The sequence below is a fragment of the Aeromonas lusitana genome (assembly GCF_002812985.1).
GTDB lineage: Bacteria > Pseudomonadota > Gammaproteobacteria > Enterobacterales > Aeromonadaceae > Aeromonas > Aeromonas lusitana.
The window spans coordinates 252,550-274,458 of sequence record NZ_PGCP01000005.1 but is presented as its reverse complement, the minus strand read 5'-3'; the positions used below and the strand labels follow the sequence as shown (position 1 = coordinate 274,458).

The window sequence follows — 21,909 nt, the reverse complement described above, 5'->3', positions numbered from 1 at the left end:
CCTCTGTTCAGGGGCGTAGCGCTGCATTGGGCCGGTTTTTAGATGCATTTCACCGGTTTGGGCAGGCCGGCAATCTTGGTGGCCTGCTTGGCGGGGCCTTGTGGGAACAGCTTGTAGAGATAGCGGCTGTTGCCCTTCTCGGGGCCGTATTGCTTCTCCATCGCCTTGACCAGGGCGCGGATGGCGGGGGAGGTGTTGAACTCCAGATAGAATGCCCGCACGAAACGCACCACTTCCCAGTGCGGCTCCTCCAGCACTATGCCCTCCTGCTCGGCCAGCACCAGTGCCAAGGCTTCACTCCAGTCGGAGGTGTGGCGCAGGTAGCCCTTGGCGTCGGTTTCTATGGTTTTGCCGTTGAATTCCAGCTGATGATGCTCAGACATAAGGGCTCCTTGGGGGCGTTCAGGATTGGGCGGGCATGGTAGCGCCTTGCCCCTGCGTGAGCAACCGACTCTCGTTGGCAAGACTCAGCAACTCGTCCGCCAGCTCGCTGATGAGGGTGAGCTGCTGGGTCAGCATCAGCTGCTCCTCGCTGCTGTCCGGGGCCAGCTCAGGGCACTGCCCCTCCAGCCGCTCCGGCATCTCCCCGGCCAGATGGCCGGCGGCGCGCTCCAGGGTATGGCTGATGTGGCGGCCTATCTCGTCAAGCCCAGGGATGGCCTCCAGCTTGTCGCGATGGGCGCCGAGCGCCGAGATGTAGGAGAGCAGGGCGTGATTGCGCCAGGTGAGGGTGAAGCAGAGATCGAGGAAGCGGCGGCGCTTGCTCGGCTCCACCAGCATGCTCTGCCAGGCCATGGCGAGCTCGCTGTCGGCGAGGTGGGCGCACTTGCGGGCGACCCGGTAGTCGAGTGACTCGTCCCGCTGGCGGTGCAGGCTGGCGAGCACCGCCGAGAGATAGCTTGCGTTGGCTGACAGGGAATTGGCGATGAGGCTCGGCAGCCGCTTGTATTGCCAGTCCGGCCAGAGCCAGGCCACCAGCGCATAGGAGAGCAGACAGCCGAGCAGGGTATCGAGCAGGCGCGGCCCCAGGATGGCGAAACCGATGCCGTCCAGCAGGTTGAAGGCCATCAGCACGTAGAGGGTGATGAAGCAGACGGCGGCGCTGTAGTTGCTGCGCACCTGGGTGAAGAACAGGAAGGCGGCGAGCCCCATGATACCGAGCTGCAGGTGCAACTCGGGGAAGAGCCAGAGCACGGGCACGCCGATGAGGATACCCGCGAAGGTGCCTAGCATGCGCTGTACCAGTCGGCGCCGGGTGGCGCTGTAGCTCGGCTGGCAGACGAACAAGACGGTCAGCAGGATCCAGTAGCCCTTATCCAGCTGGAAGGCCTGCAAGATGCCGTAGCCCACCACCAGGCCGAGGGAGAGGCGCAGGGCGTGGCGAAACACCATGGAGTTCGGGGTCAGGTGCTGCTTGAACAGGGTCAGCAGTGGCAAGGGGGCCGCTCGTGCCAGCGCCGGCAGCTCGGAGGAGGGCTGATCCGGGTTTTGCAGCGCCTCGGCGCTCGCCAGCAGCTGGTTGATGCTGGCGAGGTTGCGGCGCAAGAACTTCATGGGCGTCAGCAAGGTCTTGGGATAGTGCTGCTTGAGGTGGGTGAACTCCAGCTGATCGCCGAGGGCCTCCAGCGTCCAGTGAATGCGCTTGTGATGGGTGTAGGGCTTGTGCACCAGGATGGCGTAGCCAAGCTGCTGACACGCCTCGGAGAGCTGCAGGAACACCTCCTGGAAACCATCCAGCACTATGCCTTGCTTGAGCTCGGCCTCCAGCTTGCTGTAGGGATAGTGGCTGGAGGTGGCGCGCTCCTGAATTTCCAGCGCCAGCAGATAGAGGCGCAGCAGGCTGGCAAGCTCGGGGGCGACCTGATGACGGCGGCCGGAGCGGGCATTCAGCCGGGCGTTGAGGGCCGTCTTGGTCAGGCTCAGGGCATTGACCAGGTTGATGTTGAGCTGGGCCAGGTTGTGGCGAATGGCCTGGGCGCCGTGCTCGTCCGCCGGGAAGAAACGGGATTTTTCCAGCAAGTAGCGGGCGAGGGCGAAATAGCTCTGGGCGAGCTGCTCGTGCAGGGTCTTGTAAGGCAACAGCCAGAGCCAGAGCAGCGACACCAGCCCGTACCAGAGGGCACCAGCCCCGAGCGCCAGTGGTTGATAGAAGAGATCCGGTGCCTTGGCGGCCCCCAGCATGGTGTAGATGGCAATCAGCAGCGAACCGAAGCTGATGGTGGCGTAGCGTTGGCCGAGCGCCCCCACCATCACGAAGATGAAGGTCGAACCGGCCAGCCCCAGGGCAAACAGCCAGGGGGTGGGGAAGAGGTATTGTACGCACAGGGAGGCGAACAGGAAGCAGACCAGCGTCATGGCTAAGTTCTTGACCCGGCCCCACAGGCTGTCGTCCGTCTCCGCGATGGCGCCCGCCACTACCCCGAGGGAGAGCAGCACTGTGAGCTGGATGTCTCCCTGTACAAGTGCGAAGGCCAGCAGCCCGGCAATGGCCAGCAGCACCTTGAGGGCGAAGTAGATGTGGCTGTCAGACAGCAGGCGGCGCAGCAAGCCCGCGAGATCAATGGGCATGGGAAACACCGTCCTTGAGTGCAATGACATTGATGTGGCAGTCAGACAGCAGGCGGCGCAGCAGGCCCGCGAGATCAATGGGCATGGGAAACACCGTCCTTGTGTGCAGGGCCATAGATAGAACGCGTAATCAGTGAACGGTGCAGCAGACTGACAAAAACCATGGGCATGGGAGAGATGCAACCCTTGAGCGAATCGAAAGCGAGAGAATAGCCTGTCGGCCACGAAAGAGCCCTGATCCAAATCAGGGCTGGGTTCTTCATGCACGGATTGGCACCGACGCCTTCACCCTAGCAGGGGAGGCGGACAATAAAAACCCCGCCGAAGCGGGGTTTTTTGTGCATGTGACCTGATTAGTTGCGGTTGCCGCCGAGCAGGCTCAGCAGGCTCAGGAAGATGTTGTAGATGGAGACATACAGGGTCACGGTCGCGGAGATGTAGTTGGTCTCGCCGCCGCGAATGATCTGCTGGGTGGTCAGCAAGATGGCGCCGGAGGAGAACAGCATGAACATGGCAGACAGGGCCAGGCTCAAGGCGCTCATCTGCAGGAAGATGTTGGCGACCATGGCCACCAGCAGCACCCAGAAACCGACAAACAGCATGCCGCCGATGAAGGAGAGATCCCGCTTGGTGGTCAGGGCATAGGCGGACAGACCGAAGAAGGTCAGCGCGGTGCCACCGAGGGCGGTCATCACGATCTCACCGCCACCGTTATTCATGTACATGTTGATGATGGGGCCCAGGCTATAGCCCATCAGACCGGTCAGGGCGAAGGTGAACACCAGCCCCATGCCGTTGTCGCGGTTCTTCTGGGTCAGGAACATCAGACCATAGACTCCGACGAGGAAGATGGCCCAGTGCAGGGGCGGCATGTTCATCACGGTGGCAATCCCGGCCACCACGGCGGAGAAGCCAAGAGTGAGGGAAAGCAGCATATAGGTATTGCGCAGCACCTTGTTGGTGTCGCGCACGGCACCCTGGGTGCCAGTGTAGATAGAACGGGTATCCATCTTGATGTCCTCTTGATTTCCGGGTTGAGGCGGTATATTCCGCATCGTTAACCTATTGTATGCACTGAATGTGTGGATGACGAGCGCTGATTTCAAGCGGCTCTCCAGCCTCGTTGCCCACTACTATCCCAGAGCAAATATGTATTGCATATGAACAAGGGCCTGACGTAGTATGCACGCCGTTCGGAGGGGTGGCAGAGCGGCTGAATGCACCGGTCTTGAAAACCGGCGATGGGCGACCATCCGTGGGTTCAAATCCCACCTCCTCCGCCATCTTCATGGCCCAATCGATTGAATCGGTTGGGCTTTTTTGTGTCTGCTATTTTTAGTCGCTACTCGGTATGAGACTTAATGCTGGGTGATTGAATTACTTGGATAGTCACAGGCGCTCTTCCTGGATGCTTTTCAATATATCGTCACCCTATCGTCAATGAGTCGCACTGCAACAGATGACTACCAGGATGCATGGTGCTCCTCTGCCTGACGCCATTGTTCAAGCCAGCGCAAGACTTCGGCGGTCGCTTCGATCTGATCGGCCGGAATGTAATGGTTGAGGAGGGCATCCCGATAGAGGGCGCGGGCCAGCGGGATCCGTTGCAGCACTGGGATCCCCTCTTCTTCGGCAATTTTCCGAACCTGCAGTGCTTGGGCATTTGTAAACTTCAGCGTCACCAGCGGTAGCGGGGTTTCTCCCCGCTCGTAGCGGATGCCGATGGCGATGTGGGTTGGGTTGGCGACGATGACCGAAGATCGTTTCACATCGGCGCGCATATTGCTCGATTGCAGCTCTTGATGAAACTGTCTCCGCTTGCCCTTGATCTCCGGACTTCCTTCCATCTCCTTGTATTCCCGCTTCACTTCGTCCTTGCTCATCTTGAGTTGTTTGATGTGCTGAAAGTGCTCGAAGGCATAATCGGCGATGGCGATCACCACGAAGCCCATGGCGCAGACGGCCATCAATTGGCCCAGCATGGCCCCGAGCACCGGGGGGACGCACTCCAGGCCACAACCTGGCAACTGCAGCATGGCTTGCAGGTTGCCCTCTATGGTGATCCACACCAGCAGGCTGAGCAGGGTGACCTTGAGCAGGGATTTGACAAACTCCATCAGGCTCTTGATGGAGAAAATCTTCTTGGCTCCCTCCACCGGATTGATCTTCTTGATGTCCGGTTTGATGGACTCACCGCTTAACAAAAAGCCGTACTGGGCGATGTGGGAGGTGAGCACCACCAGCACGGAGATCGCCAGGATCGGGATACAAAGATAGGCCAGCTCCTGCAGCAGATTTTCGATCACATGGTTGAGGGCCTGCGCAAAGGGGAGATTGATGTGGGGTTCAGGGATCAGCATCAACTTGCCGAGGTGCTCCAGATAATAGTCGGACATCCCCATCAGCATGCCGATCAGCACCAGGATGATGGCGGTGGAGACCACCTCCTTGCTCTTGACGACCTGTCCCTTCTTGCGGGCGTCCCTCAATTTCTTGGGGGTAGGCTGCTCGGTCTTCTCGCCGCTCATCTCGCCTCCAGCACCGGGGCGAGCAAGCGCAGCGGGTCCATCACTGCCAGTACCTGACGATAGGCGTGATCCATCATCAGCTTGATGTAGATGACCAGCAGCAAGCTGGCGACCGCGCTCTTGATCGGCATAGCCAGCACGAAGACGTTTAGCGAAGGGGCGAAGCGGCTGATCAAGGCCAACCCGAATTCCGCCAAAAACATGGCGATGAGCAGGGGGGCTGCCAATAAGGCGCAGAGCAACAGCATCTGGTTGAATTGGCTATAGAAGAAGCTGACCCACTGGTCGCCGATGGTGGGAAAGAAGTGAGTCACAGGCCAACTGTTGTAACTCTGGAACAGGGCGCCCAGCAGACTGAGGAAGGCCCCTCCGACGAAGAACAGGGTGATCAGGGTCTGGGTCAGCAGCAGACCCGTCGGACTGGTTTGGCTGCCGAGGCTCGGATTGAACAGGGAACCCATGGCGGCCCCGCGCTGGTTGTCGATGAGAAAGCCGCTCGCCTCAATGGCCCAAAAAGGAATAGCAGCGACAAAACCTATCAGCAAACCCAGCAGTACTTCCTTGGCGACCAGCAAGGCCAGCTCCATGCCATCAATGCTTGGAGGGAGAGTGTTGGCGATCATCGGGTAGGCATAGAGTGCCAGCGAACAGACCACGCCGTTGCGGATCATGGCGCCACCCAGCATCTGTTTGCTGAGGATCGGCAGCATCACGAAGCAGCTGATGAAACGCGGTAACAGCAGGGTATAGGCCAACATTTGGGCCTGAAGGCTCTCCAGGGTCATCTGATCTGCGGCACCTTGAACAGCACCATGTCGGCGAAGCTATAGAGCTCATTACCAAGCCATGCCGTGGTGGCAAAAAGTGTGATCACCACGGCGATCAGCTTGGCGACAAAGCCTAGGGTCTGCTCCTGGATCTGGGTCAGTGCCTGCAATAGCGAAACCAAGGTGCCGACGAGGGCGGCGACCAGCACAGGCGGCATGGAGAGGATCAGCACCAGCCAGAGGGTCTGGCTGGTGAAATGCAGGATATCGGCGTGACTCATCTCAGCCTCCGTAACTGGTGACCAGCCCGTGGGTCAGGCGGGCCCAGCCATCCAGCAGCACGAACAGCAGCAGCTTGAAGGGCAGCGATATGGTCATGGGGGAGACCATCATCATCCCCATCGCCAGCAGTATGTTGGAGATGATGAGATCGATGGCAATAAAAGGCAGATAGATGAGGAAACCAATTTCGAAGGCGCGGCTGAGCTCGCTCACGGTGAAAGCGGGCAGCAGGATCAGCAGGCTGTCCGGCTCCAGCCGATCGGCATATTCGCTCGGCCACAACTGCTTGGTGCTGTCGACAAAGAAGGCGTGCTCCCGCGGCTTGATCTGCTTCTTGAGGAAGGTGCGGTAGGGGGCCATTCCCTCGTCGAGAAACTTCTCCACCGACTCGGATTTGGCCAGCGACACCTCGTTCTGGCGCAGATAATCCTGGGTAGCAAAACCAACTGGGGCCATCACATAGATGCTGAGGATGATGGCCAGTCCATACATCGCCATGTTGGGGGGGATCTGTTGTACCCCGAGGGCGTTGCGCAGCAGGGAGAAGACCACAGCCAGCTTGACGAAGGAGGTGGCCATCACGGCAATGAAAGGCAGCAGGGCCAACAAGGCCAGGCCGACGATGAGATTGAGCTCATCCGGTAGCTGGATCATGCCTGCGGCTCTCCACTCAGGGTCTCGACACGTACCCCCAGGCGCCCCTGGATCTCCACCAGCCGGCCGACGCCGATCCGATGACCGTTGCCTAAGATGCTCACCTCCCCGTCGAGGGGAACGCCGAGATCGATGAGGGAGCCCGGTTGCAGGCTGGTGAGGCTGTGCCAGTCCAGGGTCTGGCGACCCACTTCGAAGCTCACCTGAATGGGCAGGCTCTCCAGCTCGGTCGGGCCGAGCGGTTCATCGGGGGCGGCGGTATACATATCGATCAGTTCCAGATGTTGTGGATGGGGTTGGCAATAGGCGAGGGGGCGTCCCTCTAGGCAGGCCAGCAGCCGTTGGCCTAGCATCGGATGGGGCGGCGGCAGCAGCACGTCGCCACAGGCGAGCCTGGCCAGCTCCATCACGGAGAGGCGCATTTCTCCCCAGCGCAATGAGAGGAGCAGTGGCAGTGGCTGACGCTGTTGGGGTGGACGTGGCGGCAGTCTGGCCAGCAGCGGCTCGGGTTGATGCAACCAGAGTGAGAGGCAGACGCTTTCCCGCTTCAGCAGGATCTGCAGCGCAGGCTCGCCGGGAACAACAGGATTGCTGCTTGTCGCATCTTGAACGAGAGCCGAGCAACTGAGGCCGGATAGGGGCTGCCCCAGGCGCTCGATCAGCGCCAGTTGCAGTGGCTCGGGCAGGCTGAACAACGCCGCCTGTTGCAGATCAGGTGCCAGCCAGCGCGCCAGCTCGGCGCCCTGGCACCCAAGTGCCAGGGTCAGTCCCTGCCAGTGCAGTTGCAGCCGGGTATCCAGACTGGCGGGTGGCAGGCCGATGGTGAGACACAGCTCGCCCCCCAACCAGTCGAAGTGCCAGCGATGCTGGCTGAGGCGTCGTTGCAGGGCCAGTTCGGCGACAGAGGCCGCGGGCAGTGTGATGGACTTCATGCGTCGGCGTCCCACTCTTCATAGAGGGATCTCCGTTGGCGCGAGCCCTGCTCGCTATCCCCGCGGGTGAAGAGATCGAGGGAGACCTGCTCGCCAGGATAGAGCCGCTGCAGGCGGTCAAGCAGATCGTTGCGCCCCTGGTTGAGCTGCGACTGCCCCTGGCAGGTAGCCAGGATCTCCACCTGCAGCTCGCCCGGATGGCGGGCGATGCGGATCGCCAGTTCTCCTAGCTCCGGCAGTTTGAGGCGCAGCAGGGGGGGGCGCTGTGCACGCCCCAGCTCTAGGTGGATATCCACCGCCAGCCGCTCCAGCAGTCGACCCAGCGCCTCACTGGGATCCGGGATGGCAACTCTGGCCAGCTGCAGCTCCCCTGGCGTCCTGGCAAGGGGGGGGATGGGCTGCGAAGGGGAGGTGAGCACGGGCTCTGAAGGGCTATCCTCCTCGTACTCGGTGGCAAACGTGTTCGTCCCGGGCAAACCGGTATCCTCCTGTGGCTTGGGAGGAATGGTCATCTGTGACTCCTGATGGGGCTCTGCGCTGGGCTGGCGACCCGCCGCCTTGGTGGTAGAGGAGGGGTCAGTCTGCCACTGAGACAATGGTGCCGCCGGCAAAGGTAAGAATAGTGTCATGCTTGCCTGGATCTCCTGTCCTGCATCCCCTTCCTGCTGTCGGGTATCGAGGTTGGTTGACGGCTCCTGCTCGGCCTTATGCCGTTTCTCTTCGATCTGGAGCCTGTGTGGCAACAGCCCCTCAAGGTGCGTATCCTGGCGTGACCCGTCTTCCAGAGGTTCGTGGTGAAGGGGCGAGGGCGCGCGTGTTTGCGGCCTTTCATCGGTCTTGAGCATGGGCCCTTGCTCTCTCGCCAGGCGCAGCTGCTCTGTTTGAGAAAGGTCGGCTCGTGGCTCCCGAGCCGGGGACATGGCCCGTTCGGATCGTGCTGATTGCTCCCACTCTGGCTGGGGATCCGCCTTCGGCTCCCGGGCTGGACGCATCGCCCGCTCGAATCTGGCCTGTTGCGCCCGATCGGCCTGGCTGAGATGAGACTCGTCGGGCTGGAGGGATGCTCCACCGATGGAAGTGACTCGATTCATGGCTGGTTAGATCCTGATCTGCTGGCGGAACTCTTCTTGTTCCTGCTCTTCGTTGTAGTCGCGCAGGGCCCGCTGTGAAGCCAGCTCCTGGCGGTGAAGTTCGGCAAATTTTTCCTGTTGCTGGCGGGCTCTATGCAGCGCCAGCTGGCGTTCCTGCAGCCGGCTGCGCTCCTCGGCCACCCGCTCGGCCTGTTCGGCGGCGGTCTGCTCCAGCAGCGCCTCCTTCTCCCGCAGCAGGGCCACCTGTTGCTGCCACTGCTCCAACCCACGGCGATCGAGCGGTTGCTCCTGGCAGAGGAGGAACAGGCGGGCCTCCTCCTGCTGGCGCCACTGGCGGTAATCCAGGGTCTCCTGTTCGGCGTCGCGCTGGCGGGTGCGCGCCAGCTGTAGTCGGGCCTGCTGGGTGGCGAGCTGCTGCTCGGCCCGTTCCCGTCGCAGCCCCTTGATCTTCTGCAGGCGGCCTATCATCGGGTTAGCGTCGTCAGGGTGGAGAGAGCCTGCTCCAGCGAGCTTGGCTCATGGGTCCCCTGCCTGAGCCACTGGCGAATGCGCTCGATACGGGCGATGGCTTCGTCGGCGATCTGATCCTGCCCTTTCTGGTATTCGCCGATCTGCAGCAGCAGCTCCACCTCCTCATATTTGGCGAGCCAGCTGCGCAGCCGACCGGCCTGCTCCTTGTGGGTTGGCTCTATGATCTGGTTCATCACCCGACTGGCGGAGCGCAACACGTCGATGGCCGGATAGTGGTTGGCCGCCGCCAGTTTGCGCGAGAGGATGATGTGGCCATCTAGGATGGATCGAGTCTCGTCGGCGACCGGCTCCGTCATGTCATCCCCCTCCACCAACACGGTATAGAGCGCTGTGATGGAGCCCCGGTCCGATTGACCGGCACGCTCCATCAGGCGGGGCAGGGCGGCGAACACCGACGGGGGGTAGCCACGCCGGGTCGGCGGCTCTCCGGCCGCCAAGCCGATCTCCCGCTGGGCGCGGGCGAAGCGGGTGACGGAGTCCATCAGCAGCAGCACCCGCTTGCCCTGATCCCGGAAATACTCGGCGATGGAGGTGGCAACGAAGCCTGCCTTGGCCCGCTCCATGGCCGGGCGATCCGAGGTCGCCACCACCAGCACCGCCTTCTTGAGCCCCTCCTCTCCGAGATCAGCCTCGATGAATTCCCGCACCTCCCGTCCCCGCTCACCGATGAGAGCTAGCACTGTCACATCTACCTCTGCACTGCGAATAAGGGAGGCGAGCAGGGTGCTCTTGCCGCCACCGGCGGCGGCGAAGATCCCCATTCGTTGTCCCTCGCCGCAGGTGAGCAGGCCATCGATGGCACGGATGCCGAGGGAGAGGGGCTGCTCTATCCGCTTGCGGCTCATGGGGGGCGGTGCATCCCGGTAGACCGGATACCAGGCGGCAGGCTCAGGTAGATGGCCGCCCCCGAAGGGGTTGCCGAGCCCGTCCAGCACCTGCCCCAGCAAGTGATCACCCACCCCGACCTGGTGCATGGCGCCGGTTGGGCTCACTTCCGTGTTGGAAGAGATGCCGAACATCTCCCCAAGGGGGGTGAGCAGGGCCTGATGCTGGGCGAAACCGATCACCTCTGCTTGCAGGGAGAGGCTGTTGTCTGGGTTGCGCAGATGGCACAGCTCGCCGATGCGCACCCCGGGCACCACGGCCTTGAGCAGGGTGCCGGTTACCTGTGTGACCCGGCCACGGATCTGGATCAGCCGGCAGTCGTCGATGGCATGGCTGAGCTGGCCGGTGATGTGGTCGAGGGATAGGGTCATAAGGATTTGGGCTGATGAAACTGGCGGCCACTATAGGGGACGACGGGCGCGCTGGATTTCAGCGCGAGCCGGGAGTTTTTAGAAAACCGTTGGGAGCGGGCTAAAAATTCACGACCGATTTTGGCATAGGCGATCCGGGGGGATTTTTATAATGCCGCCTCGTCAATTCACCCATCACGGGAGCGTCCATGGCCATTATCCAGAACAACCCCTATAGCTCGGCCACCCAGCCAGAGCCGCGCGCTGCAGAGGGCGCCTCCCGCCAGCTTGCGCCGCAAGGCGGCCAGTTTCAGGGGGAGCGGGTCGTGCTGGCCAGCGCGGCTCAATCCTTGGCCGATGCGGCCGAAGAGCTGACCTTTGTCTTCTCCGAGCGCTCCGAACTCTCTCTGGCCAAACGTAAGCTGAGCGACAGCCACGCCAGGATCAGCGAGATCGAGGCCCTGGTGGGGGACTATCTGGAGAAGGTGCCGGAACTCGAGCGCCAGCAGAAGATCAAGGAGATGATCGGCCACCTTGGCAGCGGCCGGCTGGCCAATCTCTCCCAGTTGCTGGCCTACCTCGAGAGCTTCTCGGGGGAGGTGAGCGAACAGTTCGAGGCGCTCTGCCGGGCCCGTGATGCGTTGGCGGGAAGACCCGAGCTGCAGGCTACCCTACAACTGGTCGAGCAGGCGCTGGCCAAGCTGGCCGACGAACAGGGCACCGCCATCGTGCTGGGGGCCAGGATCGCCGGTCCGGCGGCCGAGGCGGCCAGGCAGGGTGTGGGGAGCGAGCAGGCGCTGCGGGATCTCTATCGCGATGCGGTGCAGGACTATCGCACGCTCGCGTCCGCCTGGCGCGACATTCACAGCCGTTTTGGCAACGGCGCGCTGGAGAAGGTGACCGCTTTCATGATGAAGGCGCTCAGCGCCGACCTCGATACCCAGCAACGCTGGCTCGATCCGGTCAAGCTGGAGCGGGTAATGAGCGACATGCACAAGTTGCGGCTGCTGAACTCCCTGTCGGCTCAGGTGGACGATCTGTGGCTGCGAGTGAAGGAGGGGTCGGCCCATGGCATACGGGCCTTCTGATCTGATGGGAGATCTGATCGCCCTGGTCGAGAAACGCTGGGCCAGCGTGCGGGATGTGGAGCAGATCGGCGTGCTGCTCGAATTGGAAAGCCCCCGCGAACAGGTGCTGCTCTACCAGGAGCTCAAGCGGTTGATCCGCCTGCTGCCGGTGGAGCTGTTCAGCGAAGAGGAGCAACGCCATAACCTGCTGCAGTGCTGCCAGGGGGCGCTCGATGGTGCCATCGAGCGAGAAGAAGACGAGCTATCTGGAGATCCATCATGAACTGGATTGACCCCCTGCTGGTGCAGTTTTGCCAGGATCTGGGCCTCACTATAGGGGATAACCCTCAACACCTGATCCAGCTTGAACTGGAGCAGAGCGGCACCTTGCAGCTGGAACAACATCAGGGACAGTTGAGCCTCTGGCTTGCCCGCGCCGTGCCTTGGCACCAGAGCGGCGACGCCATCCGTCGGGCCATGACCTTGACTGCGGCGGCCCAGGCCCCCGCCTTGCCGGTACGGGTCGGTTGGCTGGCCGAGGATCGGCTGATCCTGTTCGTCACCCTGGACGAGCGGGCCCTCACCCTGCCATTGCTGCACCAGGCGCTGCGCACCTTGACCCAGTTGCAGCGGGAGGTGCTGGCCCCATGAGTCGTTTCACCCTTAATCAACATCAGGTCAACGAGTACCTCTGCTTCATGCCGCGCGAGGTACCAGCCCGATGAGTCGCATCACCGCCGCCCATATTGGTATCGAACAGCTCAGCGCCATCCGGCTGGATGAGCTGGAAGCCAGTCTGCCTGGGCGTTACGCCCTGCTGCCGGATGGCCAGTCCATCGAGCCCCATATCAGCCGCCTCTATCCCGAGCGTCTGGCGGAGCGGGCGTTGCTCGCCTTCGCGACCCCAGCTAGCGGCTTCCACGATTTGCTGCGACCTGGAGACTTCAACCAGGGAATGCAAGGACTGAGAGCCGTGCTGTCGCAGGGGGACTCCGCCGAGCTGCGGGCGGCCGCCAGCCTGCTCGAGCAGATGCATCAGGATGAACAGCTGATGCAGATGACGCTGCATCTGCTGCACAAGGTATGACCATGACCCTCTCGTCCCGGCAGCAGGATCTTCTGCTGCTCACAGGTTGGTTGCACCTGCAATACGGCCACCCCGATCGCGCCTGCACCCTGTTGGCCGCCCTGCTGCAACTGCATCCCGAACATCAGGCCGGAAGGCGCACCCTGCTGGTTGCCCAGCTCAAACTGGGCAAGGGGGAGGAGGCACTAGTCCATGTGGAGCAACTGATGGGGCTGGGGGAGGCGGACGGGTTGCTTTGGCTGTGCCGCAGCCGGGCCTGTCAGCTGATGGACCGGCTCGATGAAGCCCGCTTTGCCTATCAACACTACCTCGAACTGGAAGAGCAGAATGAATCAACGCTCCCTTGAGCTACTGCGCCGCATAGGCGAGCGCAAGGACATCATGCTGGCGGTGCTGCTGCTCGCCATCGTCTTCATGATGGTCTTGCCGCTGCCGCCGGTGGCCCTCGATATCCTCATCGCCATCAACATGACCATCTCTGTGGTGCTGCTGATGATGGCGGTCTATATCAACTCCCCGCTGCAGTTTTCCGCCTTCCCGGCGGTACTGCTGATTACCACCCTGTTCCGGCTCGCCCTCTCGGTGAGCACTACCCGGATGATCCTGCTGCAGGCCGACGCCGGCCAGATCGTCTACACCTTCGGCAACTTCGTGGTGGGGGGCAATCTGGTGGTGGGGATCGTCATCTTCCTCATCATCACCATTGTCCAGTTTCTGGTGATCACCAAGGGCTCGGAGCGGGTGGCGGAGGTCAGCGCCCGCTTCTCTCTCGATGCCATGCCAGGCAAGCAGATGAGCATAGATGGCGACATGCGGGCCGGGGTGATCGACGTACACGAGGCGCGGGAGCGCCGCAGCGTCATCGAGAAAGAGAGCCAGATGTTCGGCTCTATGGATGGTGCCATGAAGTTCGTGAAGGGGGACGCGATCGCGGGCCTCATCATCATCTTCGTCAACATCCTGGGGGGAGTCACCATAGGGGTGACCCAGAAGGGGTTATCGGCCGCCGATGCGCTGCAGCTCTACTCCATCCTGACGGTGGGGGACGGCATGGTCTCCCAGGTGCCGGCCCTGCTCATCGCCATCACCGCCGGCATCATAGTCACCCGGGTATCGTCAGAGGAGTCTTCCGATCTGGGCTCCGACATAGGTGCCCAGGTGGTGGCACAGCCCAAGGCGATGCTGATCGGCGGCGTGCTGCTGGTGTTGTTTGGCCTGATCCCGGGCTTCCCCATGATCACCTTCTTCGCCTTGGCGACCGTGGTGACGGCGGGAGGTTATTTCATCGGGCTGCGCCAACGTAAAGCGCAGAGCAGCAGCCAGGACCTGCCCACAGTGCTGGCTCAGGGGGCCGGTGCACCGGCGGCCCGCAGCAAGCCCAAACCGGGCAGCAAGCCGAGGGGCAAGCTCGGCGAGAAGGAGGAGTTCGCCATGACGGTGCCCCTGCTCATCGATGTGGACGCGGCTCTGCAGGCCGAGCTGGAGGCCATCGCCCTCAACGACGAGTTGGTGCGGGTCAGGCGCGCCCTCTATCTGGATCTGGGGGTGCCGTTCCCCGGGATCCATCTGCGTTTCAACGAGGGGATGGGACCCGGCGAATATCTGATCCAGTTGCAGGAGGTGCCGGTGGCGCGCGGGCTGCTGCGACCCGGCCATCAGCTGGTGCAGGAGAACGCCTCCCAGCTCGAGCTGCTGGGGATCCCCTTCGAGGAGGGGGCTCCGCTGTTGCCGGGCCAGTCCACGCTCTGGGTGGCCAATGAGTACCAGGAGCGGCTCGAGAAGTCGCGTCTGGCGGTACTGACTCCGGATCAGGTGGTGACCTGGCATCTCTCCCACGTGCTGCGGGAATATGCCGAGGACTTCATCGGCATTCAGGAGACCCGCTATCTGCTTGAGCAGATGGAGGGGAGCTATGGCGAGCTGGTCAAGGAGGCGCAGCGCATCATACCGCTGCAACGAATGACCGAGATCTTGCAGCGGCTGGTGGGGGAGGACATATCCATCCGCAACATGCGCGCCATCCTGGAGGCCATGGTGGAGTGGGGCCAGAAGGAGAAAGATGTGGTACAGCTCACCGAGTACATCCGCAGCAGCCTCAAACGCTACATCTGCTACAAGTACGCGAATGGCAACAACATATTGCCCGCCTACCTGCTCGATCAGCAGGTGGAGGAGCAGATCCGTGGCGGCATTCGCCAGACCAGTGCCGGTAGCTATCTGGCGCTCGATCCCACCATTACCCAGGGCTTTCTGGATCAGGTCCGCCACACTGTGGGGGATCTGGCCCAGATGCAGAACAAGCCGGTACTCATCGTCTCCATGGATATCCGCCGCTATGTGCGCAAGCTCATCGAGGGGGATTACCACACCCTGCCGGTACTCTCCTATCAGGAGCTGACCCAGCAGATCAACATCCAGCCGCTGGGAAGAGTCTGCTTGTGAGCGTCGACCGGCAGGCCCCTGATCCCCTGATCCCCTGGCTGCAGGCCAGGGGGCTAGCTGTGACCCCCTACCACCTGGGTAACACCCCGATCCGGCTCGGCCACGGTTTTTATTATCGCCATATCTATCTCGCCTGGCGGGTCGAGCCTGCGACCCGGCGGGTCTGGATACTGCTGATACGTCGTCACGGCGAGCGGGCCGGACTGGCCAATCCCTTCGCGGCCCTTTATCTGCTGGCGGAGGCCACCCTGGCGGTGCTCGGGCCGGCTCATGCGCTCTACGGTAACGTCGATGTCTTTCGTGGCAGCTCCCTGAGTGGCGAGCGGCTCGGCCGGTTTTATCTGCGTTGGACGGGGGCCGTCGAACCCGAGCCTGGCTGGTTCATGCTGACGGCCGAACAAGTCTGTTCACTGCGGGATATGCGAAAACGACAAAAGCACGGCCTTGCGTGACAGGCATGTCCAAAGGGGACCCATAGAATAGGAACCAAGATGAAACAACCGCGTTTTTCCCATCATAGCGAGACCATCGCTCAGGCGGAGCAAGCCATCGCCGACAGCGATCACCGCAATGCCCTGTTGCAGGAGATGCTGGCCGGATTGGCTCTGTCGGATCAGACCTGCCAGTTGCTCTTCGATGCGTCGACCGAACAGGTGGCTGCGGCCGAACAGGAGCTGCTGGCGGAGATCCAGCGTAGGCAGCTGTCATTGCCGGCCCAAGCGGGGGAGAGCCGCAAGAGCCGGCGCCCGACCATGATGCGCGGACTGATGATTTAAGGAGTTGTGATGAGCACTATCCCTGACTACAACAGCAATCCTGCCGGGTTTGTCGGTTGGCTCGATGGTCAATCTCTCGACCAGTTACCGGGCAATAAAAATCCCAAACTGGCTGAGTTGCTCGCCTTGCTCGAGGGCAAGGTCACCATCAGCGACAACCCGCCGACCCCACTGACCAAGGCGCAACTGGAGAAATTGCTGGCCGCCTATCTGACGGATCCGGCCACGATCAATGGGCTCTGGCCCATGGGCCAGTTCCAGGCTGGCCAAGAAGCCGCCATGGCTGCCATCAAGGGAATGATCGAGCGGGGGGGGCAACAAACGCCGCCGATGATCCGCTGGACAGTGCCCGAATTCATGCTGCTCTCCCTCAGTGCGCTGACCATGGATCGCATCGATGACGACCTCATCACCACCTTCACCGGGGTGATGGCGTTTCAGGACAACAAGCGCAAAGAGCTCAGTGACGATCTGAAGGCGATGACCGCCGAGCTGAAGATCTACGGGGTGATCCAGTCGGAGATCAACAAGGTGTTGTCGGCGAAATCAGACCAGACCTTCAAGACCGATTTCAACCTGATGAATTACCAACTCTATGGCTATGGCTCTGAGGCCCAATTCCAGCAGGGGGCCGAGTACAAGCTGCTCGTGCAGATGCAGGGGAGCGACGGCAAGGTCACGGTCAAGGCGTTTCTCGAGAGCGGCAAGAAGAAGAGCGGAGCCATGAGCGGCATAGAAGCCGAGTACATATATGACAAGGACAACAACAAGCTTGGCAACTTCTCCACCAGCGTGAGTGACAGATCGCGCCCGCTCAACGATCAGGTCAGCGAAAAAACCACCCGCCTCAACGACGTCAGCTCGCGTTACAACGCCGCCATCGAGGCACTCAACCGCTTTATCCAGAAATACGACAGCATCATGCGCGACATTCTTGGCGCAATTTGAGGAGAGATCATGCAGACCGATACCACCCTGACTCCGGAACATGAAACCGAGCTGGAAGCCTTCATGGCCGATGGCGGCACCCTGGCCATGCTGCAGGATATCTCCGGTGACACCCTGGAGCAGCTCTATGCCCTGGCCTTTGGCCAGTATCAGTCCGGCAAGTGGGAGGATGCCCACAAAATCTTTCAGGCGCTCTGCATGCTGGATCACTACGAGCCGCGCTATTTCCTCGGACTAGGCGCTTGTCGCCAGGCGATGGGGGAGTTTGAAACGGCGATCGAGAGCTACAGCTTCGGCGCCATGCTCGATCTGAACGACCCCCGTTTCCCGTTTCATGCCGCCGAGTGTCGGCTGCAACAGGATGATTTGAATGGGGCCGAGAGTGGCTTCTACTCGGCCCACCTGCTGGCGGACGCGGATCCGTTGCAGGCCGATCTGGCGGCAAGCGCCAAGGTCATGTTGGAAGCCATCGCAATCAGAAGGGATCAGCAAGATGAACCTGATCAGCAATGAAAGAAGCGTTTCCCCGCTGGGAAACAGTGGTGAGGTTGCGGGCCTGACGCCCGTCACCCAGCCACGAAGTGAAACGAGGCTCGATGCCGCGGCGGCGCAAGTCAGCGGGCAAACCCGCAAACCTGGCGTCTCTCTGAACGCCCCCCTTGCCGTGAGCAATGGCCGGCCCGCGCCGCAACAGTTGACCGAGGTCAACAGACTGCTGACGCAGGTCAAGCAGAACAGCAGCCAGCTTCTACCGCACACCAGTGCCCTGGTCACGGCGGCCTTTACCTCGCCGGAAGCATTCGAAATTGAATTGGGCAAGCTGACCAGTGATCTGGAGAAGACCCAAAACAGGCTCAAACTCGCCGACCTCGATCGGGCTCGCTCCCAGAATGAGAAGAAGATCTCCGAGAATCAGGAGAAGATAAAAGAGGCGGAAGAGAGTGCCCAGAAGGCCAAAAAGTCGGGTCTGGCCAGCAAGATCTTCGGTTGGATCAGTGCCATCGCCTCCATGATCATCGGGGCCATCATGGTGGCTACCGGTGTGGGCGCCGCGGCAGGGGCTCTGATGATCGCCGCTGGCGCTGTCGGAGTCGTCAACATGGCGGTGCAGCAGGCTGCCGCAGATGGCCTCATCTCTAAGGAGGTGATGGATAAGCTGGGGCCAGCACTCATGGCCGTGGAGATCATCCTCGCAGTGGCTTCGGCGGTGGTGACGTTTGGCGCCGGAGCAGTCAAGGGGCTTGCCAAGCTGGGCGTAAAAATGGGCTTCAAGATGGCGGGTAAAGGGGCGAGTGAGGTGGGTCTCAAGCTTATCCAGAACTCCGCCAAGGTCTATATGAAAGCCGCCGATATCTCGGCCAAAGTGGCCGGAAACACCGCCAGTACGACGGCGAAAATGGCAAAAATCGGCACCCAAACGGCCGATATCATCGTCGATGTGGGCAATGGCGTGACCAAGACGGTCGATAGTGCGAACCAGGCCAAGCTGCAGCTCAAACAGGCAGACCTGCTGGAGAACCGCCAGGAGATGACGGCGCTACAGGGGGTGATCGACAAACTCAAGGAGGCGATCGCCCAGATGATAGAGGCGTTCCAGCAGACCATGGAGATGATTTTCCAGATGCTCAATGCCAAGGGCGACATGATGAACAACCTGGCCCGCAGACCCGCCGCTATCTAAGGAGTACCTATCGTGATTAACAGTGATTATGCAAATGGCGTAACCCATACCAGCCCCTTGACCGAGGCCGGGATCGACGAGGCACAACAGGTTCGCCGCCAAGGAACAGCCCATGAGGCTGCCGGTGCGACCAGCCAGCTGGCAACGGAGAGCAAGCGTGTCCCCGTATTGCCCCGCCCCACCATCCCCTTCGATACCAGAGGGGTGACCCAGATAATCGGCCAGCTTGAAAGCGTGATGGATATGATGTCGTTGCTGTTCAAGCTGGCCCGACAGGCCCGTGAAATGGGTCTGGTACAGCGGGATACCGAGAACAAGCTGGTCATCGGACATCAGCAGGCACAGGTCGATGAGATGCGCCATGGCGCCAATTTGATGATCGCCACGGCGGTGGTCTCCGGTGTCATGGCCGTGACGTCGGCAGTCATGGGGGGCTTCTCCCTGAGTAAGTCGGCCAAGGCGATCAAACAGGACAAGGCGCTTAACGCCAATATCGCCGGGCGGCAGCAGGAGCTGAAGCAGATTGGGGATATCAAGAAGACTGCTGGCCTCGAAATGGGGGATGCCGGGCAGGACTTGGCTGCAAGGATCAAGACCGACAAGGCTGCACTGAAGACCCTGAACAAGACGTTTGATACCAATAACAGCCGTCAGCAGCTCTCCGGTACCGTGACCCAGTCAGTGGGACAAATGAGCAGCTCTGCGGTGCAGGTGTCGCAAGGGGTGAGTCAGGCGGATGCCAAGGAAGACGAGATCAAGTCGACCATCAGCCAGACCGAGAAGCAGAAAATCGAGGACAATATGTCCTTCAATGTCAGTTTTATGAAAGACGTGCTGCAACTGATGCAGCAGTATGCCCAGAGCCAGAATCAGGCCTGGAAAGCGGCCTTTGGCGTCGCCTAAACTCAACCTGACCTTCAAGGCGCCTTCTGGCGCCTTTTTTGCGGCCATTTTTCTTAAAAGTACCGCCCTTGAGTGACAGCCTGTGTCGAACCGGCAGGCTAACATCCTCCTCTCTCTGCTGGAGGACATCATGGACCTAACTGCCACCATCAATCGATTGCTCACTGAATTTTCGGCCAAATATGGGTTGACATCCCTGTCCCTCAATGTGGAGGGGGTGGCGGCGCTGTGCTTTGACGAGCGTTTGCAGCTCAGCCTGATCCTGGTGCCCGAGCGGGATCATCTGGTGTTGCAGGTCGATGTGGCCGAACTGCACCAGGTGGGGGAGGGGATCTTTCGCCAATTGGCCTGCTTCAATCGCCACTGGTATCAATTCAATCTGCACTTTGGTTTCGATGAAGAGAGCCTGACGGTGCAGCTCTATCGCCAGATGAGCGCGAGTCGACTGACGCTGGCGCACCTTGAAGAGAGCCTCTCCAGCATGCTGGAACATGCCGAGTTCTGGCAGGAATTGCTGCGGCCTAAACCGCAGTCGGAGTACTGCGGCGATGAGATGATGGGGGTTCGAGTATAAGCCATGAAGATACAGGAATCACAAGCGAGCGCCGTGCTGCAGGCGGTAGAGCAGACGAGGGGGGCCTTTGCCGACCGAACCGTGACGGCCGTGCCGGTCACGATGAGGCAATTGCCCCTGTCGACACTGCTGCGAGGGAGCATCAGCCTGGACAGGTTGCAGGAGCTGGCGCTGCAGCGTCTGCAGTTGGGTGAGCACGAGCCCCTGGCCGGGCGCAGGATCCGGGTGATATGAGGCTCCCGCTGGTGCTGCTACTGACCCTGCTCGGTGGTTGTGTGACGACCCCGGTGGTGACGCTACCCTCCTCGCAATTGAGGGGAGAGATGCGCCTCGCTGGCCCCCTGCCTCGCCCGGCCAGGGTGGAGGTCGTGGTGCTGAGCATGATGGACGGTCGTCTATTACCCGTGGCGGCGACCGAATACGAAGTGACAGTATTGCCACTGATGTTTGATCTGCGACTGACCCCCTTGCAACTGGCCGAGGGGAAAATTTATGTGCGCACTCGGCTGCGTTTTATCGGCAGTTCGGCGGTACAAGCCGTCCACCAAGAGGAAGTTTTTAAGGCGTTTAATGGCGAGTCTGTCGTTATTAATTTGAAACCAAGATCCTGTTATCCACAATGTCGGTAGCTAGGTATCTTAAAAATGGCATTTAAATCAATTTGTTGCCGATGTCTTTAATCGGACGAGATGTTTATTTTTTTAACGAACTATCTCTTGAAATAGAAATTGTTTTTAATAAGAGCGATCGTAGTGTATTGACTCTAATTTTTGGCTGGTTTTTCTGCTAATAGCTGTTGTAGGATGCCTCCCCTTTATTTCAATGTTGATTAATTAGCCGTTCACATTGGAATCAGTTAATTCTAAACAAATAAATAAAACGCCAATAATAAGGCATCCTGCGAAGACCTGATCTCGCAGAGGCGTCACTGGCATCACGCGCAGATTCAGGAAAACAAAAATATGAAGGGCATTTCTACCGCAGAGAAGGGCGATATAACCCAGCTCCTATGGTGCATGTCTGATGTTAGCGTTATCGAACATCAACAAGAGGGGATATATATCCTTTTGGAGGGAGTGATGACCTGGCAGGATTGCACCGATACCCATGAATTATCCTCCAGCGAGCTGATCTTCGTGCGTCGTGGCAACTATGCGGTTCGTACCGGTGGCGACCCTTGCCATCTGCTTTGGCTACCCCTTTCGAGTGGTTTTTTGCAGGGTTTCCTGCAACGCTTCGGCTCATTGCTGAGCGAGATACCCCGAATAGATGGCTTGGCCCCCAGCTTGTTGCCATTCCACGTCTCTCCCCTGTTGATGCAGTGCATTGAAGGCCTTCGCGGCTTGACCGAGCATGAATATCCGCCTGCGCTCTCCCAATTGCGCACCGAGGAGCTGTTATTCCTGCTGGCATTTGGTGAGCAGGGCCCTCAATTGATGTCCATCCTGCGCCAGCTGAGCAACCGCCAGGTCGAGCGACTGCAGCACTTTATGGAGAAGCATTATTTGATGGAGTGGAAATTGAGTGAATTCTCCAGGGAGTTCGGAATGGGGTTGACGACCTTCAAGGAATTATTTGGTTCTATTTATGGCGTATCCCCGCGAGCCTGGATCAGCGAGCGCCGTATTCTCTATGCTCATCAGTTATTGCTCAATAGTGAGATGAGCATCGTCGATATCGCCATGGAGGCTGGCTTCTCCAGCCAGTCCTATTTTACCCAGAGCTATCGCCGCCGTTTCGGTTGTACCCCGAGCCGCGCCAGGCATGGCAAGGATTAACGCCGGACTAAAATAATCTGACGTTTTTTATAAGCCAGCGGAGGATGCAATGGATAGAATGACCC

General features: G+C 60.4%; 27 protein-coding genes and 1 tRNA gene. 17 read left to right on the top strand and 11 right to left on the bottom strand.

From position 1 onward, the window contains the following. Window positions 1–38 precede the first annotated feature (38 nt). The 3 genes from CUC44_RS06175 to CUC44_RS06165 all read right to left on the bottom strand — a co-directional run bounded on the left by CUC44_RS06175 (window position 39) and on the right by CUC44_RS06165 (window position 3,578). The gene (locus tag CUC44_RS06175) at window positions 39–383 is read right to left on the bottom strand and encodes a TusE/DsrC/DsvC family sulfur relay protein (protein WP_100859095.1); all 345 of its coding nucleotides are present in this window, start codon (window positions 381–383) and stop codon (window positions 39–41) included. Between the two features lie 19 nt (window positions 384–402). Further along, window positions 403–2,568: a YccS family putative transporter gene (gene yccS / locus CUC44_RS06170; protein WP_100859094.1), complete on the bottom strand. Its 2,166-nt coding sequence runs from the start codon at window positions 2,566–2,568 to the stop codon at window positions 403–405. 353 nt (window positions 2,569–2,921) lie between these two features. Beyond that, entirely contained in the window at window positions 2,922–3,578 is a 657-nt protein-coding gene (locus tag CUC44_RS06165; RefSeq protein ID WP_100859093.1) for a Bax inhibitor-1/YccA family protein, read from the bottom strand. A gap of 185 nt (window positions 3,579–3,763) precedes the next feature. On the opposite strand from CUC44_RS06165, the gene CUC44_RS06160 reads away from it, so the two are divergent. Further along, window positions 3,764–3,851, top strand: a tRNA-Ser gene (locus tag CUC44_RS06160). Window positions 3,852–4,031: 180 nt separating this feature from the next. On the opposite strand, the gene sctU is transcribed toward CUC44_RS06160, so the two are convergent. From sctU to ascN, 8 genes are all read right to left on the bottom strand, one after another. Beyond that, window positions 4,032–5,096, bottom strand: a complete 1,065-nt coding sequence (gene sctU, locus CUC44_RS06155; protein ID WP_100859092.1) for a type III secretion system export apparatus subunit SctU — start codon at window positions 5,094–5,096, stop codon at window positions 4,032–4,034. Next, a complete protein-coding gene (gene sctT, locus CUC44_RS06150; RefSeq protein WP_100859091.1) occupies window positions 5,093–5,881 on the bottom strand; it encodes a type III secretion system export apparatus subunit SctT in 789 nt (262 codons plus the stop codon). The genes sctU and sctT overlap by 4 nt, the downstream gene beginning before the upstream one ends. Further along, complete coding sequence (ascS, locus tag CUC44_RS06145) at window positions 5,878–6,144, bottom strand: SctS family type III secretion system export apparatus subunit AscS (RefSeq protein ID WP_042654982.1); 267 nt, start codon at window positions 6,142–6,144, stop codon at window positions 5,878–5,880. The genes sctT and ascS overlap by 4 nt, the downstream gene beginning before the upstream one ends. 1 nt (window position 6,145) lies before the next feature. Beyond that, a complete protein-coding gene (ascR, locus tag CUC44_RS06140) occupies window positions 6,146–6,799 on the bottom strand; it encodes a SctR family type III secretion system export apparatus subunit AscR (RefSeq protein ID WP_100859090.1) in 654 nt (217 codons plus the stop codon). Further along, window positions 6,796–7,731 carry a type III secretion system cytoplasmic ring protein SctQ gene (sctQ, locus tag CUC44_RS06135; RefSeq protein ID WP_100859089.1) on the bottom strand — a complete coding sequence of 312 codons (936 nt, stop codon included), beginning with the start codon at window positions 7,729–7,731 and terminating at the stop codon, window positions 6,796–6,798. Before sctQ ends, ascR begins: the two co-directional genes overlap by 4 nt. Further along, window positions 7,728–8,243 (bottom strand): type III secretion system needle length determinant, encoded by a 516-nt coding sequence (locus tag CUC44_RS21230; RefSeq protein WP_279627819.1) that lies wholly within the window; start codon window positions 8,241–8,243, stop codon window positions 7,728–7,730. The genes sctQ and CUC44_RS21230 overlap by 4 nt, the downstream gene beginning before the upstream one ends. Before the next feature lie 585 nt (window positions 8,244–8,828). After that, a complete protein-coding gene (locus CUC44_RS06125; protein WP_100859087.1) occupies window positions 8,829–9,290 on the bottom strand; it encodes a type III secretion protein in 462 nt (153 codons plus the stop codon). Beyond that, window positions 9,287–10,609 carry a SctN family type III secretion system ATPase AscN gene (ascN, locus tag CUC44_RS06120; protein ID WP_100859086.1) on the bottom strand — a complete coding sequence of 441 codons (1,323 nt, stop codon included), beginning with the start codon at window positions 10,607–10,609 and terminating at the stop codon, window positions 9,287–9,289. The genes CUC44_RS06125 and ascN overlap by 4 nt, the downstream gene beginning before the upstream one ends. Window positions 10,610–10,797: 188 nt before the next feature. On the opposite strand from ascN, the gene sctW reads away from it, so the two are divergent. From sctW to CUC44_RS06040, 16 genes are all read left to right on the top strand, one after another. Beyond that, window positions 10,798–11,676 carry a type III secretion system gatekeeper subunit SctW gene (sctW, locus tag CUC44_RS06115; protein ID WP_100859085.1) on the top strand — a complete coding sequence of 293 codons (879 nt, stop codon included), beginning with the start codon at window positions 10,798–10,800 and terminating at the stop codon, window positions 11,674–11,676. Next, a complete protein-coding gene (locus tag CUC44_RS06110) occupies window positions 11,657–11,938 on the top strand; it encodes a TyeA family type III secretion system gatekeeper subunit (RefSeq protein WP_100859084.1) in 282 nt (93 codons plus the stop codon). Before sctW ends, CUC44_RS06110 begins: the two co-directional genes overlap by 20 nt. Then, complete coding sequence (acr2, locus tag CUC44_RS06105; RefSeq protein WP_100859083.1) at window positions 11,935–12,306, top strand: SycN family type III secretion system chaperone Acr2; 372 nt, start codon at window positions 11,935–11,937, stop codon at window positions 12,304–12,306. Before CUC44_RS06110 ends, acr2 begins: the two co-directional genes overlap by 4 nt. Before the next feature lie 70 nt (window positions 12,307–12,376). After that, window positions 12,377–12,742, top strand: coding sequence for a type III secretion system protein AscX (gene ascX / locus CUC44_RS06100; protein WP_100859082.1), 366 nt, complete (start codon window positions 12,377–12,379; stop codon window positions 12,740–12,742). 2 nt (window positions 12,743–12,744) lie between these two features. Further along, window positions 12,745–13,089: a type III secretion system chaperone AscY gene (gene ascY / locus CUC44_RS06095; RefSeq protein ID WP_100859081.1), complete on the top strand. Its 345-nt coding sequence runs from the start codon at window positions 12,745–12,747 to the stop codon at window positions 13,087–13,089. Then, window positions 13,022–15,184 carry a SctV family type III secretion system export apparatus subunit AscV gene (gene ascV / locus CUC44_RS06090; RefSeq protein ID WP_279627818.1) on the top strand — a complete coding sequence of 721 codons (2,163 nt, stop codon included), beginning with the start codon at window positions 13,022–13,024 and terminating at the stop codon, window positions 15,182–15,184. The genes ascY and ascV overlap by 68 nt, the downstream gene beginning before the upstream one ends. Then, window positions 15,181–15,636, top strand: coding sequence for an LcrR family type III secretion system chaperone (locus CUC44_RS06085; RefSeq protein ID WP_100859079.1), 456 nt, complete (start codon window positions 15,181–15,183; stop codon window positions 15,634–15,636). Before ascV ends, CUC44_RS06085 begins: the two co-directional genes overlap by 4 nt. 39 nt (window positions 15,637–15,675) lie before the next feature. Next, a complete protein-coding gene (locus CUC44_RS06080; protein ID WP_100859078.1) occupies window positions 15,676–15,960 on the top strand; it encodes a type III secretion protein in 285 nt (94 codons plus the stop codon). 9 nt (window positions 15,961–15,969) lie between these two features. Next, on the top strand, window positions 15,970–16,908 hold the full coding sequence (locus CUC44_RS06075) for a virulence-associated V antigen (protein WP_100859077.1): 939 nt from the start codon (window positions 15,970–15,972) through the stop codon (window positions 16,906–16,908). Between the two features lie 9 nt (window positions 16,909–16,917). Continuing rightward, complete coding sequence (locus CUC44_RS06070; RefSeq protein ID WP_100859076.1) at window positions 16,918–17,421, top strand: SycD/LcrH family type III secretion system chaperone; 504 nt, start codon at window positions 16,918–16,920, stop codon at window positions 17,419–17,421. Continuing rightward, complete coding sequence (gene aopB / locus CUC44_RS06065) at window positions 17,402–18,589, top strand: type III secretion system translocon subunit AopB (protein ID WP_100859075.1); 1,188 nt, start codon at window positions 17,402–17,404, stop codon at window positions 18,587–18,589. Before CUC44_RS06070 ends, aopB begins: the two co-directional genes overlap by 20 nt. A 12-nt stretch (window positions 18,590–18,601) precedes the next feature. After that, the gene (aopD, locus tag CUC44_RS06060) at window positions 18,602–19,492 is read left to right on the top strand and encodes a type III secretion system translocon subunit AopD (RefSeq protein ID WP_100859074.1); all 891 of its coding nucleotides are present in this window, start codon (window positions 18,602–18,604) and stop codon (window positions 19,490–19,492) included. Window positions 19,493–19,622: 130 nt separating this feature from the next. Then, on the top strand, window positions 19,623–20,066 hold the full coding sequence (locus CUC44_RS06055; RefSeq protein ID WP_100859073.1) for a type III secretion system chaperone: 444 nt from the start codon (window positions 19,623–19,625) through the stop codon (window positions 20,064–20,066). A 3-nt stretch (window positions 20,067–20,069) separates the two neighbouring features. After that, window positions 20,070–20,300: a T3SS regulon translocated regulator ExsE family protein gene (locus CUC44_RS06050; RefSeq protein ID WP_100859072.1), complete on the top strand. Its 231-nt coding sequence runs from the start codon at window positions 20,070–20,072 to the stop codon at window positions 20,298–20,300. An 11-nt stretch (window positions 20,301–20,311) separates the two neighbouring features. Continuing rightward, entirely contained in the window at window positions 20,312–20,695 is a 384-nt protein-coding gene (locus tag CUC44_RS06045; protein ID WP_341866439.1) for a YscW family type III secretion system pilotin, read from the top strand. Between the two features lie 333 nt (window positions 20,696–21,028). Continuing rightward, window positions 21,029–21,844 carry a helix-turn-helix transcriptional regulator gene (locus tag CUC44_RS06040; RefSeq protein ID WP_100859070.1) on the top strand — a complete coding sequence of 272 codons (816 nt, stop codon included), beginning with the start codon at window positions 21,029–21,031 and terminating at the stop codon, window positions 21,842–21,844. The last annotated feature ends 65 nt before the right edge of the window (window positions 21,845–21,909 follow it).